Annotated in this window: 15 protein-coding genes; 4 read left to right on the forward strand and 11 right to left on the reverse strand. The window is 71.4% G+C overall.

From position 1 onward, the window contains the following. Positions 1 to 11: 11 nt before the first annotated feature. Both ASE68_RS13620 and ASE68_RS13625 read right to left on the reverse strand, forming a co-directional pair. Entirely contained in the window at positions 12 to 1,448 is a 1,437-nt protein-coding gene (locus ASE68_RS13620; RefSeq protein ID WP_055859641.1) for a phosphomannomutase/phosphoglucomutase, read from the reverse strand. Beyond that, the gene (locus ASE68_RS13625; protein ID WP_055859645.1) at positions 1,445 to 1,663 is read right to left on the reverse strand and encodes a DUF3499 family protein; all 219 of its coding nucleotides are present in this window, start codon (positions 1,661 to 1,663) and stop codon (positions 1,445 to 1,447) included. The genes ASE68_RS13620 and ASE68_RS13625 overlap by 4 nt, the downstream gene beginning before the upstream one ends. 44 nt (positions 1,664 to 1,707) lie before the next feature. Here ASE68_RS13625 and ASE68_RS13630 point away from each other — a divergent pair, with 44 nt between their 5' ends. Further along, positions 1,708 to 2,148: a hypothetical protein gene (locus ASE68_RS13630; RefSeq protein ID WP_055859648.1), complete on the forward strand. Its 441-nt coding sequence runs from the start codon at positions 1,708 to 1,710 to the stop codon at positions 2,146 to 2,148. Between the two features lie 70 nt (positions 2,149 to 2,218). Here ASE68_RS13630 and ASE68_RS13635 read toward each other — a convergent pair whose 3' ends face one another. The 5 genes from ASE68_RS13635 to ASE68_RS20290 form a co-directional block, all read right to left on the reverse strand. Further along, entirely contained in the window at positions 2,219 to 3,682 is a 1,464-nt protein-coding gene (locus ASE68_RS13635; protein ID WP_055859650.1) for a DUF5719 family protein, read from the reverse strand. Then, positions 3,672 to 6,833, reverse strand: coding sequence for a glycosyltransferase (locus tag ASE68_RS13640; protein ID WP_055859653.1), 3,162 nt, complete (start codon positions 6,831 to 6,833; stop codon positions 3,672 to 3,674). The genes ASE68_RS13635 and ASE68_RS13640 overlap by 11 nt, the downstream gene beginning before the upstream one ends. A 155-nt stretch (positions 6,834 to 6,988) precedes the next feature. Beyond that, positions 6,989 to 7,309: a WhiB family transcriptional regulator gene (locus ASE68_RS13645; protein ID WP_082462249.1), complete on the reverse strand. Its 321-nt coding sequence runs from the start codon at positions 7,307 to 7,309 to the stop codon at positions 6,989 to 6,991. Between the two features lie 193 nt (positions 7,310 to 7,502). Then, entirely contained in the window at positions 7,503 to 8,471 is a 969-nt protein-coding gene (gene galE / locus ASE68_RS13650) for a UDP-glucose 4-epimerase GalE (RefSeq protein WP_055859660.1), read from the reverse strand. A 35-nt stretch (positions 8,472 to 8,506) separates the two neighbouring features. Then, positions 8,507 to 8,647: a hypothetical protein gene (locus ASE68_RS20290; RefSeq protein ID WP_157421649.1), complete on the reverse strand. Its 141-nt coding sequence runs from the start codon at positions 8,645 to 8,647 to the stop codon at positions 8,507 to 8,509. A 124-nt stretch (positions 8,648 to 8,771) separates the two neighbouring features. On the opposite strand from ASE68_RS20290, the gene ASE68_RS13655 reads away from it, so the two are divergent. Next, positions 8,772 to 9,758 carry a GlxA family transcriptional regulator gene (locus tag ASE68_RS13655; protein WP_055859662.1) on the forward strand — a complete coding sequence of 329 codons (987 nt, stop codon included), beginning with the start codon at positions 8,772 to 8,774 and terminating at the stop codon, positions 9,756 to 9,758. Here ASE68_RS13655 and ASE68_RS13660 read toward each other — a convergent pair. Beyond that, positions 9,723 to 11,117, reverse strand: coding sequence for a glycosyltransferase family 2 protein (locus ASE68_RS13660; RefSeq protein WP_162238275.1), 1,395 nt, complete (start codon positions 11,115 to 11,117; stop codon positions 9,723 to 9,725). The genes ASE68_RS13655 and ASE68_RS13660 overlap by 36 nt on opposite strands. 53 nt (positions 11,118 to 11,170) lie before the next feature. On the opposite strand from ASE68_RS13660, the gene ASE68_RS13665 reads away from it, so the two are divergent. Then, on the forward strand, positions 11,171 to 14,011 hold the full coding sequence (locus ASE68_RS13665) for a glycosyltransferase (RefSeq protein WP_055859668.1): 2,841 nt from the start codon (positions 11,171 to 11,173) through the stop codon (positions 14,009 to 14,011). On the opposite strand, the gene ASE68_RS13670 is transcribed toward ASE68_RS13665, so the two are convergent. The 3 genes from ASE68_RS13670 to manA form a co-directional block, all read right to left on the reverse strand. Further along, the gene (locus ASE68_RS13670) at positions 13,913 to 15,064 is read right to left on the reverse strand and encodes a glycosyltransferase (protein WP_162238276.1); all 1,152 of its coding nucleotides are present in this window, start codon (positions 15,062 to 15,064) and stop codon (positions 13,913 to 13,915) included. The genes ASE68_RS13665 and ASE68_RS13670 overlap by 99 nt on opposite strands. 42 nt (positions 15,065 to 15,106) lie before the next feature. Further along, positions 15,107 to 16,360 (reverse strand): glycosyltransferase family 2 protein, encoded by a 1,254-nt coding sequence (locus ASE68_RS13675; RefSeq protein ID WP_162238277.1) that lies wholly within the window; start codon positions 16,358 to 16,360, stop codon positions 15,107 to 15,109. A gap of 230 nt (positions 16,361 to 16,590) precedes the next feature. Beyond that, complete coding sequence (gene manA / locus ASE68_RS13680; RefSeq protein WP_055859677.1) at positions 16,591 to 17,871, reverse strand: mannose-6-phosphate isomerase, class I; 1,281 nt, start codon at positions 17,869 to 17,871, stop codon at positions 16,591 to 16,593. A 104-nt stretch (positions 17,872 to 17,975) separates the two neighbouring features. Here manA and ASE68_RS13685 point away from each other — a divergent pair, with 104 nt between their 5' ends. Then, on the forward strand, positions 17,976 to 19,154 hold the full coding sequence (locus tag ASE68_RS13685) for an acyl-CoA dehydrogenase family protein (protein ID WP_055859680.1): 1,179 nt from the start codon (positions 17,976 to 17,978) through the stop codon (positions 19,152 to 19,154). Positions 19,155 to 19,385: the final 231 nt, after the last annotated feature.

Raw genomic sequence — 19,385 nt, forward strand, 5'->3', positions numbered from 1 at the left:
CGTCGGCGGGATCAGGAGCGGATGAGCCCGAGCACCTCGTCGCGCACCACGGCCATGGTCGCGGCATCCGCACCCTCGACGTTCAGGCGCAGCAGCGGCTCGGTGTTCGAGGGCCGCACGTTGAACCACCAGAACGGCTGGTCTTCTGCGGTGGTGCCGAAGACCGTGAGGCCGTCGAGCTCGTCGAACTCGCCCCGACCCGTGAACGCCTCGACCACGCGCGTGTACGCGGACGGCACGTCGTCGACGACCGAGTTGATCTCGCCCGAGAGCGCGTACGGCGTGAACCGGTCGGCCAGCTCGGAGAGCGGAGCGTGCTGAGCGCCGAACTCGGCGAGCACGTGCATGGCCGCGAGCATGCCGTTGTCGGCACCCCAGAAGTCGCGGAAGTAGTAGTGCGCGGAGTGCTCGCCGCCGAAGACCGCACCGGTCTCCTTCATGCGGTCCTTGATGAGCGAGTGGCCGACGCGCGTGCGGACCGGGTTCGCCCCGGCCTGCTCGATCGTCTCGGGCACGTAGCGCGACGTGATGAGGTTGTGGATCACGTTGACGTCGGTCTCGCCGAGCGCGGTGACCCTGGCGATCTCGCGCACGGCGACGATCGCGGCGACCGCCGACGGCGTGACGGCGTAGCCGCGCTCGTCGACAACGAAGCAGCGGTCGGCGTCGCCGTCGAACGCGAGGCCGAGGTCGGCGCCGTGATCGACGACGGCCTTCTGCAGGTCGACGAGGTTCGCGGGCTCGAGCGGGTTCGCCTCGTGGTTCGGGAACGTGCCGTCGAGTTCGAAGTAGAGCGGCACGATCTCGAGCGGCAGCTCGGGGAGGCCCGCAGCGGTGCCGAGCACGGCGGGAACGGTGAGCCCGCCCATGCCGTTGCCCGCGTCGACGACGATCTTCAGGGGGCGGATGCCGCTGAGGTCGACGAGCGAGCGCAAGTAGGCCGCGTAGTCGGCGAGCACGTCGAGCGGCTGCACCGAACCGAGTGCCTCGACGGACGAGACGCCGCCCTGCTCGAGGTAGTCGGCGGCCCGGTCGCGGATCGCCGCGAGCCCCGTGTCGAGCGAGATGCCCTGGGCGCCGGCGCGCGAGAACTTGATGCCGTTGTAGGCGGCGGGGTTGTGGCTCGCCGTGAACATGGCGGCGGGGGCGTTCAGGACGCCGGACGCGTAGTAGCTCTCGTCGGTCGAGCAGAGGCCGATCGCGACGACGTCGGCTCCGCGCTGCGTCGCACCGCGCGCGAACGCCGCGGCGAACACGGGCGAGGAGTCGCGCATGTCGTGGCCGACGACGACCTTGCCGCCTGCGGCGCCGACCTCGTCGACGAACGCGGCGGCGAGGGCCTCGACGGACTGCTCGGTGAGGGCCTCACCCACGATGCCGCGCACGTCGTAGGCCTTCACGATCGAGCTGAGTCGCTCACGGTCGACAGGAATCTCGGCGTTCGTCATGCCGTGGAATCTACCCGACCGGGCGTCACATACCGAACCACCTGCCAGCCGACCGGTGCCGAGGTGCGCTCGGCATGGGTGGCGCAGAGGTCGTAGCCGTGCGGTTCGGGCGTCGCCGAGAGCGGGCCGAGCACGGCCATCGAGTCGGCGTAGTCGAAGGTCAGCGTCGCGACCGCCTCGGCGGGGCATGCGGTGCGTGAGCAGCGTCTCTTCATGGCGAGACCACTGTAGCGATGCGGCCGGACATTACGATGGAGGCATGCCTCGATCCCGCCGTGTCGCCACCCCGCGTTCGCCGAGGCGACTCGCCCGCGACCGCCACGGCCGCGGCATGCGCTCCGCCGTGACCGGCCCCCACCTCGAACCGCTCTCGACGAGGCTCGAGGACTTCGACGCGACCGTCGCGGGCACCGCCTCGTACCTGCGCGGGCTCTGGCCCGAACTCGAGGGAGTCGTCTTCGAGGTCACGCAGGCGCCGGCCGAGGCGATCCACGTCGATCACATCGACCGGTGGAAGGTCGCGCACGACGAGCGCCGCATCACGTTCCACCGGTTGCCGATCGTGCGGTTCCTGCGGTTGCAGGAGGGCGAGGAGCGCGACGAGAAGCTGCTCATCGAGAGCTGCGTGTTCCGGGCGGTCGCCGAGTTCCTCGACAAGGATCCGTGGGAGCTCGCTCCGGGGCGCTACCGGCACCTCTGAGGCTCGAGCGCGCCGGCAGCGCCTGCGTCAACGTGAGGCTCCGGCGTCATGAAGCCGGGGTGTTCCCCGCTCAGCGCGGGTAGACGCGGATCGGCGAGTCCAGCGGTCCGGGCGGGGCGACCGCGAACGACGCGAGGGCGTCGTCGCCGCGATACGTGACCGAGGCCGAGAGCCCCTCGACGCCCTCCAGCAGCACGGTTCCGCGCTCCAGCGACACCGAGACCGCGCCCTGCGCCGGCACCTCGACCTTCTTGACGTCACCGTCGACCGTGACGGTCACCGCATCGGCTCCCGATCCGTCCGCGGCCAACTGCAGGGTCGGCGATGGCCCGGCCGCGACGGCGATCACCGCGGCGTCGAGCAGCGGCCGTGCGGCGACGAACCAGGCGAGATCCGCGATCGCTGCGGCATCCGTCGCCTGCTGCTCGTCGTCGTCGGCCGGCGCCGCCACCGTGGCGCGGGCCGCAGCCACCACCGGGCCGTCGGCCTCGACGCGCACGGTGTAGGTTCCGGCCGCGAGGTCGCCGAGCGGGATGTCGCTCACCTTGCCGGGCTGCAGGTCGACGTCGATCGAGTCGCCGGATCCGCCGCCGACCGGCACGATGCTGATCGAGACCTCGACCTGCTCGTCGCCCGGGCTGAAGAGCCGCAGGGCCGCGAACGCGTCGCCCTCCGCGTGGTCCTCGTCGGCGTGCACCCCCGCATCGCCCGAGATCACCACGCCGGGGATCACGAGCTGGTCGGACGGCGGGGCCGTCGGCCCCGTCACCTCGACGCCGGAGGGCGACAGGCCATCGACGACGCTCTGCTCGAGCGACGCGGCGATCGCGCCGCCCGTGCTCGTCACGTGCACCACCGGCGAGGCGAGGTTCGGCGCGAGGCCGGCGAGCGAGAGCACGCGCTGCGTGTGCGGGGGCACCGTGATGCCGATCGCCGAACGGGCCTCGACCGGTCCGGCCTCGCCGACGACGCGCACGTCGACGGTCGCGGCGACGTCGGTCGGGTTCGAGAGCAGCACGAGGCTGCTGCGGCCGACCGTCGTCGACCCGGCCACGAGCCACGACTCCTCGACGGCCTCGGTGCAGGATGCCGCGGCGAACCCGCCGAGCGTCTCGGAGCGCACACTCTGCGACTGCGCGCCCGCGAGCATTCCCGGGTCGACCAGTCCGGCGGCGGCGTCGATCACGAGCGGACCGGAATCCTCGGCCGCCTCGGGGTCATCGGCGAGGGCGAGCCACGACAGCTCGAGGTCGACGTCGTCGGGATCGCTCGCGGTCACGACCGATGCGGTGCCCACCTGCTCGATCCCGGTCGCGTCGGAGGCGTCCTCCCCGATCGCGAGGATCGGGCCGGGGCACACGCGCTGCTGGCTCACCGCTTCGGGCTCCACCACGGTCGACGGCGCCTCGGCGCGGTGCGAGGGCCAGGTGCCGAGGGTCGCGGCGCCCACGACGCCCACCGCGACGGCGGCGGTCGCGACGGCGGCCAGCGACCGCACCCCGACGCGGACGATCCTGCTGCGGTCAACGGGCATCGGGGGCCTCCCCTGCGTCGGGTCGGTCGGTCGGGTCCGCGGATCCGGGTTCGGGCTCGGCGACCGGGGTCGGTGCCGGCTCGCTCTTCGACTTCGACCTCGGGGCTCGCTTCGGCTTCGGTGCGGGCTCCGGTTCAGGATCCGACTCCGGTTCCCGCTCGGGCTCGGGCTCGGCGGGCGGCTCCGAGTCGGATGCCACGAGCTCGGCCTCCGACGAGGGCTCGGCGTCGGTCGCCGAGTCGGGCTCGGGTGAGGACTCGGGTTCGGCGTCCGGCTCGCGCGCGGCCTCGGCATCGGCCGCCGCAGCGGACGCCGCCTCGGCCTTGGCCCTGCGCGTGCGCGGGGCGCGCTCCGGCCGTCGGTCCACCTCGCGTCCGGCGCCCGTGGGGATGGAGAGCAGCAGGGTCACGAGCAGCACGAGCAGCTGCACGGCCGTGATCACGCCGCCCACCCACCCGGTGTCGGTCGGGATGCGGGTTGCCGCGGCATCCGCCTCGGCATCGATGAAGCGCCACAGCGTGCCGAAGTCGGTCTCGCCGACCGGGGTCAGCGCGGCGTTGCCGTCGAGCGCGATGCGCGCACGGTCGGCGGTCGCGGACGCGCTCGTGTCGGACCCCGCTTCGAGCAGCACGAACGAGATGCCGAACTCGCGCACCGCGGCATCCGCATCGAAGCCGCTGCGACTCGCGAGGTTGCCGGCGATGCTCGCGAGCTCGCGCTCGTCCTCGGTCAGCTCGGTGCGCGTCTGCGCGAGCGTCGACTGGTCGTCGAGGGTCTCGCCGAGTCCGTGCACGAGGGTGGCTCGCAGCCCGCCGTCGTCGAGCGCCTGCATGCGCAGGGTCGCGACGCGCGGATCGGCGTCGGCCTCCGCCACGATGTACGCCGGCACCGAGCGCTCGGCGGCCGGCCCGACGATCGCGCCGCCCGTCGCGAGCGAACCCAGCGTCGGCAACACGGCGATGACCGCGCACACGGCGAGCACGGCGAAGACGCCGCCGCGGAAGCGCCGGAGTGCGTCGCCGCTCACCACGACGGCCACGACAACGCCGAGCCAGGCCAGGCTGAGCCCGGCGCCCGCCCACACCGCGACGACCTCGGGACCGGCGATCGCGACCGACACGAGGGTCGCGGCGAACGCGGTCGCGAAACCCGCGAGCACGGTCGCGACGGCGAGCAGCACCGTGCGGATGCCGGGTGCGAAGAACGCGCCGAGCGCGACGAGCGCGAGCGGCACCAGCAGCGCCGAGAGCACGATCATGGTCGTGAGCGCGTCGATGCCCGCCACGGCGGGGATCGACGCGACGGCCTCCGGCCATCCGCCCCAGCCGGCCTGCGGCAGCCCGAGGGCGAGCTCCCACGGGGTCGGGGTCGCGCTCGCGAGCGGGAGGCCGGGGTCGGCGAGCAGGCCGAACGGCGTTCCGCCCGCGAACTGGTCGACGATGAGCGGCAGGGCCAGCGCGAGCGCCGGCGCGGGCAGCCAGGCGAACCTGACCGCCGCCCGACCGCTCGTCGCGAGCGCGACGATCCAGCCGAGCAGCAGGGCCGGCGCCAGGCTCGGCGCTGCGGCGATGACGGCCGCGAAGAGCAGCGACGCGGTCGCGGCCGACGACCACGAGCGCGCCGCGCCGAGCATCGCGTAGGCGAGCCAGCCGAGGAGCACGTGCGCGATGACCGCGCCGGGGCGCCCGTCGGCGAGCGCCGCGAGGAACATGGGCGCGAACACCCAGAGCAGCGCCGCGAGCGCGCGCATCGACCCGCGTTCGGTGAGCCTCGAGGCCGCGAACCACGCACCGAGCGCGGCGGCCGGCAGCGCGAACAGCCAGACTCCGACGAGCGCGAGCGACGGAGCCCAGAACGTGAGCGATCCGAGCACGGCGAGGATGCCGGCGAACGGATCGGCCGCACCCACGAACCCGGCGCCGACGTCGCGCCATCCGTAGGCGGCGTTGCGCCAGAGCTCGCCGAGGCCGTTCGAGAGCGGCAGCAATCCCCCGCCACCGATGCCGCCGGCACCGAGCAGCCAGGAGAAGAGCACGACGGATGCCACGGCCGAGACGAGCAGCACCCACCCGCCGCCCGTGCCGATGAACTGCACGTCGTCGGTTCGGCCGCGTGCGCGGATGCGTCGCGCCTCGGACGCCGCCTCGCGCCGCCGTCGAACCTCGTCGGGTTGGAGCCTGAGGGGCGCGACCGCCGACCACTTGGTCGTGCGGGCCGCGGCGAGCACCCGGCGCGACCTGGCGATCTTCGTGCCGGAGAACATCGTGACGAGCGCGGCGGCGAACTCGCCGGGGATCGCGCCGGGGCGCTTGCCGAGCAGGCTCACGATCGAGCGCAGCAGCGCGAGCGGGAGGAACGTCAGCCAGTGCAGCGGAACGGCCACGGCCGGCGCGTAGGCGAGGCGGCGGTGCAGGGCGGCGCCGCGCGCGAGGCGGTCGCGTCGGCGCCTGGCCGAACCGCGGTCGCGATCGCGGGGCCCGGCGATGCCGTCGCGGGCGAAGCGGATCCGCGCCTCCGGCACGACGACGACCCGGTGCCCCGCGAGCCTGGCGCGCACGCCGAGGTCGAGGCCGTCGTCGACGACGGGCAGTGCGGGGTCGAAGCCGTCGAGCGACTGCCAGATGTGGTGCCGCACGAGGATGCCCGCCGGGTCGACGCCGAGCACGTCGCTGCGATCGTCGTGCTGTCCCTGATCGAGTTCGTCGGCGACGACGGGTGCGCTGCGACCGAAGCGCGTCATGGTGCGGCCGAGGCTCACGAGCTGGTCTGCTGCCTCCCACCGCACGAGCTTCGGGCCCGCCACCGCGACCGAGCGGCCGTTCACGAGGGTGGCGAGGAGCGCGTCGAGGGCGCCGGGCTCGGGTGCGGAGTCCTCGGTCAGCAGCCACAGCGCGTCGGAGTCTTCTGCGGGGGCGTCGAGCACCCGTTCGCCCGACCGCACGGACTCGCCGAACGAGAGGGCCTCGTTCGACTCGACCAGGTGCGTCGCACCGGCCGTCGCCGCGATCTCGCGCGCATCGCCCTCGGGTCGGGTGAGCACGATCACGAGTGCGTCAGGCTCTCGGGACTGCGCACGGACGGCGTTCAACGTGTGCCGAAGACGGTCGCCGCCGTGGCGAGCGACGAGGACGGCGGTGACTCTGGGGAACATCGTGGTCAGCCTAGGCGGCCCTCGGCGCGGCATCCGGAACTCCCCGGGCGCGCCTCGAATCAGTTCGAGGCCGGAAGACGGAATGCGCGCCGCCACCTGATGCAGGTGACGACGCGCATTCGCTCAGACCGTTCTTCGCTCAGACCGTTGCCCGCTCAGACCGCGCGTTTGCGAAGCTTGCGGCGTTCGCGCTCGGACAGCCCGCCCCAGATGCCGAAGCGCTCGTCGTTGCCCAACGCGTACTCGAGGCACTGCGCGCGGACTTCGCAGCCCGTGCAGATCTTCTTCGCGTCGCGAGTCGAGCCGCCCTTCTCGGGGAAGAACGCCTCCGGATCGGTCTGCGCGCACAGTGCGTCGCTCTGCCATGCCAACGGATTGTCGTCGCCGGCCCCCGGACGAACCCCAGGAACGCCGAGCCGAACCGGATCGACGAACCAATCGTCAGGTACTCCAGAACGATATTCAGGATTGCTCATATCGTCTCCCACCCAGTTGTACCGACCACCCAGAGGGTGTGTCTTGAACAATTACACCGGTGTAGTTCGCGAGAGTCAAGTCGCAGATCGTAAACCCTCGATCGAGCGTCGAGGCTTCGACACGCGATCGACACGCCGACGGCGTCACGAGTTGTGATCTGCCCCGGCGCATCGGATGCCGCGGCGGCCCGCCTCAGGCCTCGGTCGCCGCCCGTCGGGCCTCCCAGGCGCTGGTGACCATGTCGGTCAGGGTGTGCCTCATCCGCCAGTCGAGGTCGCGCGCCGCGAGCTCGCCGGATGCGACGATGCGCGCGGGATCGCCGGTGCGTCGCGGGCCGACCTCCGGCACGAAGTCGATGCCGGTCGCCTCGGCCACCGCGGTCATGATCTCGCCGACCGAGACGCCGTCGCCCGAGCCGAGGTTGTAGACGGGTTCGACCTGCTCGCCCGCGTCGAGCCGCTTGGCAGCGACGACGTGCGCCTCGGCCAGGTCGGCGACGTGGATGTAGTCGCGCACGCACGTGCCGTCGGGCGTGGCGTAGTCGGTGCCGTTGATGCGGGGAGTGCGCCCGTCGAGGAGCGCAGCGAAGACGAGCGGGAAGAGGTTGTGCGGGCTCGCGTCGTAGACCTCCGGCGTTCCGGAGCCGACCACGTTGAAGTAGCGCAGGCTCGTGTGCCGCAGGCTCGTGGCCCTCGCCTGATCGGCGATGAGCCATTCGCCGATGAGCTTGGACTCGCCGTAGGGCGACTCGGGGTGCTTCGCGGTGGACTCGGTCACCAGATCGACGTCGGGCGTGCCGTAGACGGCTGCGCTCGACGAGAAGACGATGCGGTCGACGCCGGCGCGTTCCATGGCCGAGAGCAGCGTCGCCGTGCCGGTCACGTTCTGCTCGTAGGTGTGCAGCGGCCGGGTGACCGAGACGCCGGCGTACTTGAAGCCCGCGAGGTGCACGACGCCCTGCACGGCGTGCTCGGTCATGGTCGCCTCGAGCAGTGCACCGTCGAGGATCGAGCCGCGCACCAGCGGGACCCCGGTCGGAACGAACTCCTCCTTGCCGGAGGAGAGGTCGTCGATGACGACCGCGTCGATGCCCTGCGCGTGGAACGCGCGGACGACGTGCGCCCCGATGTATCCGGCGCCTCCGGTGACGAGCCAGCTCATGTCCTGCCTTTCCGGGCGCGCCCGGGCGGCAGGCCTCAGTCGATGCTAACGGGGGTAGTGCGGTACGCGTCGCGCGTTCCGAGGCGGTGGTAGCCGTCGCGGGTCGCCGAGAGGACTGCTCCGGCGACCGCCCAGACGGCCAGCGAGGCGATGATGAGGATCAGGAGAATGGTCATGGCAGGAATTCTCGTCGTTGCCATATCCTGCCGAAAGTGGCAGGGTTGACACAACTCGTTCACTTCCTGCCAAGCGGCTTCCGCCGCGCGGAGTCCACCGAAGTCCGACCGCCGAGGAGGCCCCATGCTCAACTCCATCGCGTGCATCGCGCTGCCCCAGATGGCCCCCTTCGAGTTCGGCGTGGTCTGCGAGGTGTTCGGCATCGACCGCAGCGCACAGGGCGGCCCGACCTTCGACTTCCACGTCGTGGCGGCAGACCCCGGGCCCATCTCCACGAAGATGGGATTCGACGTCGTCGTGCACGAGGACCTCGACTTCGCCTACACCGCCGACCTCGTCGCCGTACCGGCCTCCGTCGTGGGCACCGAGCCCGACGAACGCGTGCTCGACGTCATCCGCCACGCCGTCGCACGCGGCGCCTGGGTGCTCTCCGTCTGCTCCGGCGCGTTCACCCTGGGCCACGCCGGCGTGCTCGCCGGCCGCAGGGCGACCACGCACTGGATGTACACCGACCAGATGGCCGAGATGTTCCCCGACACCGAGGTCGACCCCGACGTGCTCTTCGTGCAGGACGGCAAGATCGTCACCGGTGCGGGCACCGCCGCCGGCATCGACGCCGCGCTGCACATCGTGCGCACCGAACTCGGCGCGAGCGCCGCGAACATCGTCGCCCGGCGCATGGTCGTGCCGCCGCAGCGCGACGGCGGGCAGTCGCAGTTCATCCAGACCCCGGTGCCCGAATGCCGCAGCGACTCGTTCGCCACGGTCACGGCGTGGATGCTCGAACACCTTGACGAGGACCTCACTGTCGACCTTCTCGCCCGCAAGGCGCTGATGTCCCCCCGCACGTTCGCCCGGCGATTCCGCGCCGAGACCGGCACGACGCCCAACGCCTGGCTCAACCGCCAGCGCCTCCTGCGAGCGCAGCAGCTCCTCGAGGAGACGTCCTTCTCACTCGAGGAGATCGCCCGGGAGACGGGCTTCGGTGCCGCCGCCGTGATGCGCCACCACTTCGTGAAGGTGCTGCAGACCACGCCGACCGCCTACCGGCGCCTGTTCGGCGTGCGCACCGAATCAGTCGACGAGGGCCTCGTCGCGCGCACCGCCTGACCACGAGCCCTCCGGCGCGCGCTCCGCTCCCGTGCTCCGGTGCGACCCGTCGTCACGAGCCGACTCGCGCAGCGCGGGCACGGCGTCAACGCCGAGCTCGTGGGCGAACGCGCGCAGCTCGCGCGGCGCCGCACGGAACCGCTCGAGCTCGACCGCGGCATCCGCGTCTCCCCAGAAGGGCAGCGCGACGAACGCCGCACCGCCGATGCCCACGAGCCGGTGGCGCAGCAGGTCGAGCCCGCCCTGCTCGATGTAGGCGCGCGCCCGCGCCTCGTCGCCGGCAAGGATCAGCGCGTAGAGCACCTTCGACTCGGCCGGCACGTCGTCCCAGACGTCGCGCCGCTCGATCGACGGCGCGAGCCGCTCGAGCCCGGAACGCAGGGCGTCGAAGGCCTCCCCGCCCATGTCGGGCAGACTGGCCGCCGCGATCGCGATGTCGTTCGACAGGTACTGGATGAGCCGACGGCGCTCGACCTCGGGGCCCGCGTCGCGGCGGAGCACCTCGAGGGCGCGGATCGACGTCGAGAACCGGTCGGCGATCTGGCGCGGCACGACGCCCTGCTGCGTCATGGAGCTGCCGTCCTGGCGGATCCTCCACGCGACCGCCCTGCGCGTCAGCACGTCGAACGCCGTCGCCCGCGAGTACCCCTCGGCGCTCACGACCTGGTCCTGGAAGTGGCCGCCCTCGGGGAAGCGCAGACCCGCCCGGTCCCAGAACTCCCGGCGGTACACCTTGCTCCACTGCACGGCGTTCACCATGATCGCGGGATGCTCGGCGAGCGTCGTCCGATCGAGCCGGTTCGCGTGCGCCTCATCGATCCAGAACGCGGCAGGACGAGTCCTGCGCCCGACCCGGCGCTCGTACCCGGCGACCGCGAAGTCGGAGCCGGTGCGTCGGATGCTCTCCACGAGATCGCGGTACGCGCCGGCCAGCAGCACGTCGTCGCCATCGAGGAAGGCGAGGAATTCACCTGTTGTTCGCCGAAGCGCGAAATTGCGTGCCGCGTTCGGGTCGGAGACGTCGACATCGAAGACCCGCACACGCGAATCGCGTCGCTCCCACTCGGCGATCCGCTCGCGGGTGCCGTCGGTGGAGGCGTCGTCGACGACGACGACCTCGACGCGCCAGTACCCCTGCGACAGCACGGATCGAAGGCTCTCGTCGAGGTACCCCACGACGTCCTTCGTCGGCATGATCACTGAGATCCAGCCCGTCTCGCGCTCGTTCGGCGGTACGGATGCGGCGAGCGCGCGCCCTCTTGCACCGCGGATGCGGAGCAGGGCGGGGCGGGTCAACGTGCGGAGCGGAGTGATCGCACGCCCCGTGAGGGCGCGCAGGCGGCCGGTCAGTGAGTTCACCAGCGCAATGTAGAACAACGAAGTGTCCATTCGGCAACCCTAGGATGTCTCGCGTGATCACCGACCACGAGCAGACCGTCCACGGGGTGAGGGCGCTTCGCTGGGCTCCGAGCGGCCCCGCCGGCTCTTCCGTCCCGGCGAACTTCGGCGATCTCCTCGGTCCGATGATCCTCCGGCGCATCCTCGAAACGCGCCACGCCGATGCGCGGTTGGATCCGGTGCGCGGCCGACGCGTGCTGAGCGTCGGATCGGTGCTGCACCTCTCCGAGCCCGGCGACGTCGTCTGGGGCTCGGGCGTCAACGGCAAGATCGCCGATCAGCCACTGAACCCGTCGCTCGACGTGCGGGCCGTTCGGGGACCCCTCACGCGCGCCCTCCTCGCTGCACGCGGCATCGCCGCACCCGAGCTGTTCGGCGACCCTGCCCTGCTGATCGGTGCACTGTGGCCCGAGTTCACCGTGCCGCGGCCGACCCGGCGCGCGGTCGTCGCCGTGCCGAACCTGAACGAACTCGACCGCTTCGCGCCCGAGGTGACCCGCACGCCACTCGGCGATCCGCTCGGGGTGATCGCCGACCTCGCGTCGACCGCGTTCGTGACCGGCACGTCACTGCACGCCCTGATCGTGGCGGATGCCCTCGGCATCCCTTCGCGACCGATCGCCCCCGTCGCAGAGGACGCGTTCAAGTACCTCGACCACTACGCCGGCACCGGCCGCGCCGACGTGCGATTCGCCCGATCGGTCGAGGAGGCGCTCGACCTCGGTCCGGTGCCCCTGCCCGAATGGGATGCCGCGGCCCTCATCGATGCGTTCCCGCTCGACGTCTGGACCGGCGATCCGGCGCCGGCTCCGGCCGGCCCGCGCACGTTCGTCGACCTGCGCGCCGACGCGTTCCAGCGCCGGCGCGACCTGCGTGCGCGCTTCGGCGCGGACGCGTCGCCCGAGGCATCCGCCGCGCTCGATCGACTCGATGAACTGGCGGACCGCGATCTGCCGTTCACCGGGCTCACTCGCGAGGAGTCTGCCACGGTCGCCGCCGACGCGGCACGGTCGCGGCCGGCGCGACGCGAGCATGCGACCGGGCACCCCCGCGAGGATGCCCGGGACGAGGCATCCTCGCGATCCGGCGGCACCGCCGACGGTTCGGCGCCGCCGCTCCTTTCGGTGGTGATCCCGGCCCACGACGTGCGCCCATGGATCGGCGAGACGATCGCCTCGGTGCTCGCCCAGGACCTCGAGTCGATGGAGGTCATCGTCGTCGACGACCATTCGACCGACGGCACGCGAGCGGTGCTCGCCGACCTCGAGGCATCCGACCCGCGTGTCACCGTCATCGACGCCGTCACCCGCGGCGGCGGAACCGCGCGCAACATCGGGGTCGACCACGCCCGCGGGCGCTACCTCGTGTTCTGCGACGGCGACGACCTCGTGCCGGCGGGCGCCTACCGCGCGCTCGTGGCGAGCCTCGAGGCGACCGGTTCGGACATCGCGTTCGGCGACTACCTCAAGTTCTCGCCGACCGAGACGTGGCGGCCGACCGCGAACTGGCCGGCGTACGCGGGCCCGCGCCGCGGCATCCGTCTCGGCGACGAGCCGTCGCTGATCTTCGGCCGGCCGTGCTGGAACAAGGCCTTCCGTCGCGAGTTCTGGGATCGCACCGGCGCGCGGTTCCCCGACGTGCTGCGCTCGAACGACATCGTGCCGATGGTCACGACCTACCTCGCCGCCGGCGGTATCGACGTCGTCGAGGACGTCGTCTACCTGTACCGCGAACGGCCGGGAGCGTCGTCGATGACCGCCAAGGCGGCCTCATTCCCCGCCGTCGCGAGTTACCTGCGACAGGAGCTCGCGTGCGCGCGGATGGTGCAGGATGCCGGTGACGACGACGTTCGCGACCACTACGCCACGCTCGTGCTCGACCGTGACGGCTGGGTGCACCTGTCGAAGTACCTGCGCTCGGCCGATCGCGACCCCGCCGACGACGGCGAACTCGTCGCACTCGTGCGGGAGCTCGTGGCGCTCGTCGGCAGTGAGCCGCCCACGCCGTGGTCGCCTCCGAGACGCGCGGTGTTCGAGCTCGTGCTCGAGGGCTCGTGCGATCTCGCGGCCGCCGTCGCCGTGCTCTTCAGCGGTCCCGAGCCGGAGTCCGACGTGCGCCTCGCCGCGTGGCGTCGTATTCTCGACGCGCACCGCGACGACGTCGTTCCGCTGCTCGAGGAGGGCATGTTCCGTGGCCGGTTCGTCGACGCGCTCAGCGACGTGGTCCTGCTCGGATCGCCTGAGGATCACCGCTCGCTGATCGATCTCGCCGGCGCCGTGCCGCGCGAGTACCGAGCGCTGCTGCTCGCGATCCCCGAACTGGCACCCGCGGCCCAGGACCCGACCGGCTCGGCCGCCGGCCTCGAGGGCATCCTCGCAGGTCGACTCGCCGAATCGCGGCGCCTGGCGCCGACGCTGACCCGCGTCGAGACCGGCACGTCGATCCGCACACGGATCGTCGCCACCGCCGGCAGCGGCACCGGCGAGAAACGGTTCGAGCCCGTGATGTACGACGAGGGCACGGGCGCGGTCTACGCCATGCAGGTCGACCACGAGTCATCCGGAACCGAGATCGCCTGGAACGGCACGGCCGCGCCGAGAAGCCTGCCGAAGCACGTCTACCTGCGCCCGGCGCTGCGATCGGCGCGCACCGATGACGTCGTCTCGGTGCGCGTCGACGCGGTCACGCCGGAATACGACCCGTTCGACGGCTTCCTGCTGCGCTTCGACCGCCGAGGGTTGCGACTGGCCCGGCGCTCACACTGGGTTGGACGCGCTGCCCGCCGGGCGACGCTCGGCGTGCAGCGCAGGCTGCAGCGGTTCGTCCCCTTCCGTCGGCGAGAGCTCGGAGAGTAGCGCGGCATACTGCGTCGAGACCCGCCAAGGCGAGATCGCGGTGTTGAAGGCGTCGAATCGCGAGCTGAGCTCGGCCGACGCGGGGATCCTGAGAGACTCGGCGATGACCCCGGCCATCGACGCCACCGGATCGGCGAGGTCGAAGAAGCGCACCCAGGGTTCGTCGCCGAACTGCTCGACGAGGTGCGGTTCGGCCGGCAGGACCACCGGGGTGTCGAAGGTTGCCGAGAGGTGGAGGCTGCCCGAGTTCAGGATCGCGGTGTACGGGAACACGGCGAGATCCGCCGCCGCGAACCAGATGGGAACCTCGCCGTCGGGGATGAACTCGAAGCGCGTGATCGCCTTCGCCCCGACGGGGAGCGCCGCCTCGATCTCGGCCTGCGCCTCGGGCGTCGCGGAGCCGGCGAGCAGCAGCGTCGGCACGGGCTCGCCGCGGGCGTCGAGCGCGCGGATGGCAGACAGCAGCGTGCCGAGGCCCTTGTAGGGACGGATCTGCCCAAGGAAGAGGACGGTCTTCTCATCGGGTGCGAGTCCGAGCGCCCGTCGGGCCTCGGTCTGGGAAGGGGCCTTGCCGTAGACGCCGAGGTAGCTTGGATGCGCGATTTGCCGGATGCGATCGGCAGGCAGTTCGCAGATCTCGGCGAGCACGCGGGGCGTGGCCGGCGCCATGATGTGCACGGCGTCGACCTGCTCGGCGAGGACACGATGCAAGGCGATCTCCGCGTCGCGATACGCCAGTTCGTGCGGGAGCTGGTTGTGCACGGTCCAGATGACGCGCACGCCGCGAGTCCGCAGGTCGACGAGCAGGGCGGTGAAGGTCTCGAGCGCGGCCCACGCGTCGGCTTCGCTCTCGGCGCGCTGCAGGATCGGCGAGGTCCAGTGCAGGTGCAGCAGATCGCCGGCGACGAGCCGTCCCGACGCCGTCACCAGCGAATCGAATGTGGTGACGCCCGTGAAGGCGAACCCGCCCGCACGCGGCGCGAGGCTCATGAGGTTGAGGTAGGGGTTGTCCCGCCACGCAGGGAACACGAGAACGGTGTGAAGGGCACGCACGCCGCACACCGTACCCCTTGATGGTGACGACTTCATGAAGACTTACGCAGCGAACGCGCGGATTTCGCGTGGCGCGGCACGGAACCACTCACGCGAGAGGCCCGCCTCGGGAGCGTCGAAGTAAGGCAGCCCCACGTACGGCACCCCGTCGACGGTGATCAGCCGGTGCCGCAGCAGGTCGAGACCGCCCATCGCGATGTACGCCCGTGCGCGCCGTTGGTCGTCGGAGAGGATCAGCGCGTAGAGCACCTTCGACTCGGCGGGTACGTCATGCCACACGTCGACCTGCTCCTGGGCAGGTGCCAGCTGTGTGAGGCCGGATCGAAGTGCCGCGTACGCCTCCTCGCCCATACCGGGCAGTTGCGCAGCGGCGATGGCGATGTCGTTCGAGAGGTACTGGGTCAGGCGCGCCCTGGCGAGGGCGGGCCCGCCCTCGTGTTCGAGGAGTTCGAGCGCGGCGAACGTCGTTGCGAAGCGGTCGCCGATCTGGCGGGGAAGGACCGTCTGCTGCGTCATCGACGAGCCGTCCTGCCGAATACGCCACGAGACGATCCGCCGGTGCAGCACATCGAAGGCAGCGGCCCTCGCATACGCCTTCGCGCTCACGATCTGATCCTGGAAATGACCTCCCTCCGGGAAGCGCATCGATGCCGCGTCCCAGAATCGACGCCGGTACAGCTTGCTCCACTGCACCGCGTTGACCATGATCTCGGGATGCTCCGCGACCGTGATCCGCTCGAGGGGGGTCTGATGCGCCTCGTCCACCCAGAACGCGGCCGGCGAGCGACGACGGCCCACGAGACGGTCGTACGCGCCGACGGCGAAGTCGGAGCCCGTACGCTCGAGGCTCTCGACGAGGTCGCGGTAGGCGCCGGCCAGGAGGATGTCGTCTCCGTCGAGGAAGGCGAGATACTCGCCCCGAGCGTGGTCGATCGCATGGTTGCGGGCGGCATTCGGATCCGAGTAGTCCACGCCGAGGACGCGAACGCGGGAATCGCGCCGCTCCCATCGCGACAGCCTGCGTCGCGTGCCGTCGGTCGAGCCATCGTCGACCACCACGACCTCGATGCGCCAGTATCCCTGTCCGAGCAGCGAACGCAGGCAGGCGTCGATGTACCGCTCGACGTCCTTGGTCGGCAGGATCACCGAGATCCAGCCGCCGATGCGCGCGTCGGCCTCGACCGACTCGGCCTTTCGCCGCCCTCGGCGCATGCGGATCGGCACGAGTGCGTCGGCCGCCAAGGCCCGCAGCTCGCCCTGCACACGAACGACGAGGTTGCGCAGGTGATCGGTCATCTGCGACATCCGGTCAGGAGTGGTCTCGGCATCGGGCCGCGAGCGGTGGGATCGACCCGGACGATCGGATGCCGCGGAACGCTCCGACCGCACTGGATCGGGTGCGATCTCCATCTGTACGGCGGGTGGGTCTGCTCATTGCCGTACAAGAGTACGACACGGCTGGGAGCGCTCCAGCGCCTCGAACGGGGCGTTCGATCGCGGGTCGCCCAGCTCCGCCCACCGGCCTCTCAGCGCCCGGTCGTCGCGATCCAGGCGATGCCGGTGCCCGTCACGCTGATCGACTGCTCGTCGGGCGTGACGTAGAGGGATTCGCCGCGGGCGACGGATGCCGCGCCCGAGGCGCCCGCGACCACGAGGTCGCCGCCCTCGGCGACCACGATCGCCGGGCCGTCGAGCGGGATCGGCACGCCAGCGGCATCCGACCCTGCATCGGGCCCCGCGGCATCCGTCGTCGGCGCTGCCCCGGCCTCGACCCGGTAGAGCACGAAGTCGGGCACCTCGGGACGGAACACCTCGACGCCGTCGCCGACGCGCTCGGGCGCGAGGACGGGCGGGGCGATCGGCGTGAAGTCGAGCACGTCGAGCAGTTCGGCGACGTCGATGTGCTTAGGCGTGAGGCCGCCGCGCAGCACGTTGTCGCTCGCGGCCATGAGCTCGATGCCGAGCCCCTCGAGGTAGGCGTGGATGTTACCGGCCGCGAGGTACAGCGACTCGCCGCGCACGAGGCGCACCCGGTTCAGGAGCAGTGAGATGACGATGCCCGGGTCGCCGGGATACGCCTCGGCAAGCGCGCCCACCGTCTCGAACGACAGCGCGTAGGCCGAGTCGAGGGCGGTGGCGGATGCCGCGAGCGCCGTCACGCGCTCGATCACCCAGGAGGCCTCCCCCGTGTCGCCGCCGCGTCCGTCGAGGAGCAGCCACTCGACGGTGTCGCGGAGCGGCTGCGCCGAGGCGAGGTGGCCGGCCAGGAGGTCGAGCGCGGCGGGCTGCGGTTCGGTGTCGGCGGCGTCCGCCTCGCGGAGCACCTGGAGCACGCCGGCGATCTCCTCGAGCGGACGGAAGCCCGAAAGCGCGTCGAACGTGTCGCTCACGGCGACGATGAGTTCCGGCTTGTGGAACTCGTCCTTGTAGTTGCGATCGAAGGCGGTGATCTCGACCCCCTCTGCCTCTTCGCGCGCGAAGCCTGCACGGGCCTGCTCGGGCGTGGGGTGCGCCTGCAGCGAGAGCGGCTCTGCGGCCGCGAGCACCTTCAGCAGGAAGGGCAGCCGCGCGCCGCGCGCCGCGAGCTCGGCGCCGAGCGCGGCCTCGGGGTCGGCCGCGATCCACTCGGCGAGATCGGCATGACCGACGGCTACCGCGTCGCGGATGCGCGCCGGCGATCCGGCATGCGCGCCGAGCCAGAGTTCGGCCTCTGGGCCGCCCGATGACGGCACACCGCGGAACTCCGCGATCGCGCTCGTCGAGCCCCACGCGTAATCGCGCGGGGTGTTGCCGATCGACACAAACATTCCAGAGGGCCCCTTCCGAGATTTCCCTCAAAGCTACCAACGCCCGGATGACGTCCGGATGACGGACGTAGGCTCGGGGCATCCGACGACGCATTGGAGCAGTCATGACCTTCGAGCCGCTCGCGAGCGACTTCTACTCGTACGAATCCCTCCTCACCGATCGCGAGAAGCAGGCCATCGCCGAGCTCCGCGCATGGCTCGAGGCCGACGTGAAGCCCATCGTCGGCGACCACTGGGAGCGCGCCGAGTTCCCCATGCAGATCGTGAAGCCGCTCGCCGAGCACGGCGTGCTCTCGTACGGCTGGGACGAGACGAAGCCGTTCGAGAACTCCGCCGTGTTCCGCGGGTTCGTGGCCATGGAGCTCGCCCGCGTCGATGCGTCGGTGGCCACGTTCGTCGGCGTGCAGAACGGCCTCGCGACGGGCAGCATCAGCGTCTGCGGCTCGAAGGAGCAGCGCGACGAGTGGATCCCCAAGCTCGCGAGCGGCGAGGTGCTCGGCGCATTCGGCCTCACCGAGCCGCTCTCGGGATCCGACTCGGCGCAGGGCCTCCGCACCACGGCGAAGCGCGACGGCGACACCTGGGTGCTGAACGGCGCGAAGCGCTGGATCGGCAACGCGACCTTCAGCGACATCACGATCATCTGGGCCAAGGACGTCGACGACAACCAGGTCAAGGGCTTCATCGTGCCCACCACGACGCCCGGCTACACGGCCACGAAGATCCAGGGCAAGATCAGCCTCCGCGCCGTGCAGAACGCCGACATCACGCTCGAGAACGTGGTCGTGCCCGAGTCGCTGCGCCTGGCGAACGCGAACTCCTTCCGCGACACCGCGAGCGTGCTGCGCCTGACCCGCGCCGAGGTCGCGTGGGCCGCGGTCGGCACCTCGATCGGCGCCTACGAGGCGGCCGTGAAGTACGCCGGCGAGCGCGTGCAGTTCGGCAAGACCATCGGGTCGCACCAGTTGATCCAGGACCTCCTCGTGAAGAGCCTCGGCAACATCACCGCCTCGCTCGGCATGGTCGTTCGCGTCTCCGAGATGCTCGACCGCGGCGAACAGCGCGACGAGCACTCCGCCCTCGCGAAGGCCTACACGACCGCCCGCATGCGCGAGACCGTCGCCTGGGCCCGCGAGGCCTGCGGCGGCAACGGCATCACGCTCGAGTACGACGTCGCACGTTTCTTCGCCGACGCCGAGGCCCTCTACTCCTACGAGGGCACGCGCGAGATGAACACGCTCATCGTCGGCCGCAAGATCACGGGCAGCGCCGCGTTCGTGTGATCCGCGGGCGGGCGGGTCGCGCCCTCCACTCCTGAACCACGACGGCGATCGGATGCCGCGGGCGAGCGTTCGCCCGCGGCATCCGTCGTTCACTTACCGTCCGCCGTCCCTCGGTACGCTCGCGCCCCGGGACCGATTCGAACGGCCGCCGACGCGCGGATCCCCGCGCGATCACCTCAGCTAAGATGTCGTCTCAATATGTGCGAGGGCCGCTCCGGCGGCCCTCGCAGA

Origin of the sequence: Agromyces sp. Leaf222 (genome assembly GCF_001421565.1) — a bacterium.
Classification (GTDB): Bacteria; Actinomycetota; Actinomycetes; order Actinomycetales; family Microbacteriaceae; genus Agromyces.

Bases quoted from the DNA above. Each gene is read 5' to 3' on its own strand.
- ASE68_RS13620 (WP_055859641.1), bottom strand. From the start codon at position 1,448: ATGACGAACGCCGAGATTCCTGTCGACCGTGAGCGACTCAGCTCGATC.
- ASE68_RS13625 (WP_055859645.1), bottom strand. From the start codon at position 1,663: ATGAAGAGACGCTGCTCACGCACCGCATGCCCCGCCGAGGCGGTCGCG.
- ASE68_RS13630 (WP_055859648.1), top strand. From the start codon at position 1,708: ATGCCTCGATCCCGCCGTGTCGCCACCCCGCGTTCGCCGAGGCGACTC.
- ASE68_RS13635 (WP_055859650.1), bottom strand. From the start codon at position 3,682: ATGCCCGTTGACCGCAGCAGGATCGTCCGCGTCGGGGTGCGGTCGCTG.
- ASE68_RS13640 (WP_055859653.1), bottom strand. From the start codon at position 6,833: ATGTTCCCCAGAGTCACCGCCGTCCTCGTCGCTCGCCACGGCGGCGAC.
- ASE68_RS13645 (WP_082462249.1), bottom strand. From the start codon at position 7,309: ATGAGCAATCCTGAATATCGTTCTGGAGTACCTGACGATTGGTTCGTC.
- galE (WP_055859660.1), bottom strand. From the start codon at position 8,471: ATGAGCTGGCTCGTCACCGGAGGCGCCGGATACATCGGGGCGCACGTC.
- ASE68_RS20290 (WP_157421649.1), bottom strand. From the start codon at position 8,647: ATGACCATTCTCCTGATCCTCATCATCGCCTCGCTGGCCGTCTGGGCG.
- ASE68_RS13655 (WP_055859662.1), top strand. From the start codon at position 8,772: ATGCTCAACTCCATCGCGTGCATCGCGCTGCCCCAGATGGCCCCCTTC.
- ASE68_RS13675 (WP_162238277.1), bottom strand. From the start codon at position 16,360: ATGACCGATCACCTGCGCAACCTCGTCGTTCGTGTGCAGGGCGAGCTG.
- manA (WP_055859677.1), bottom strand. From the start codon at position 17,871: ATGTTTGTGTCGATCGGCAACACCCCGCGCGATTACGCGTGGGGCTCG.
- ASE68_RS13685 (WP_055859680.1), top strand. From the start codon at position 17,976: ATGACCTTCGAGCCGCTCGCGAGCGACTTCTACTCGTACGAATCCCTC.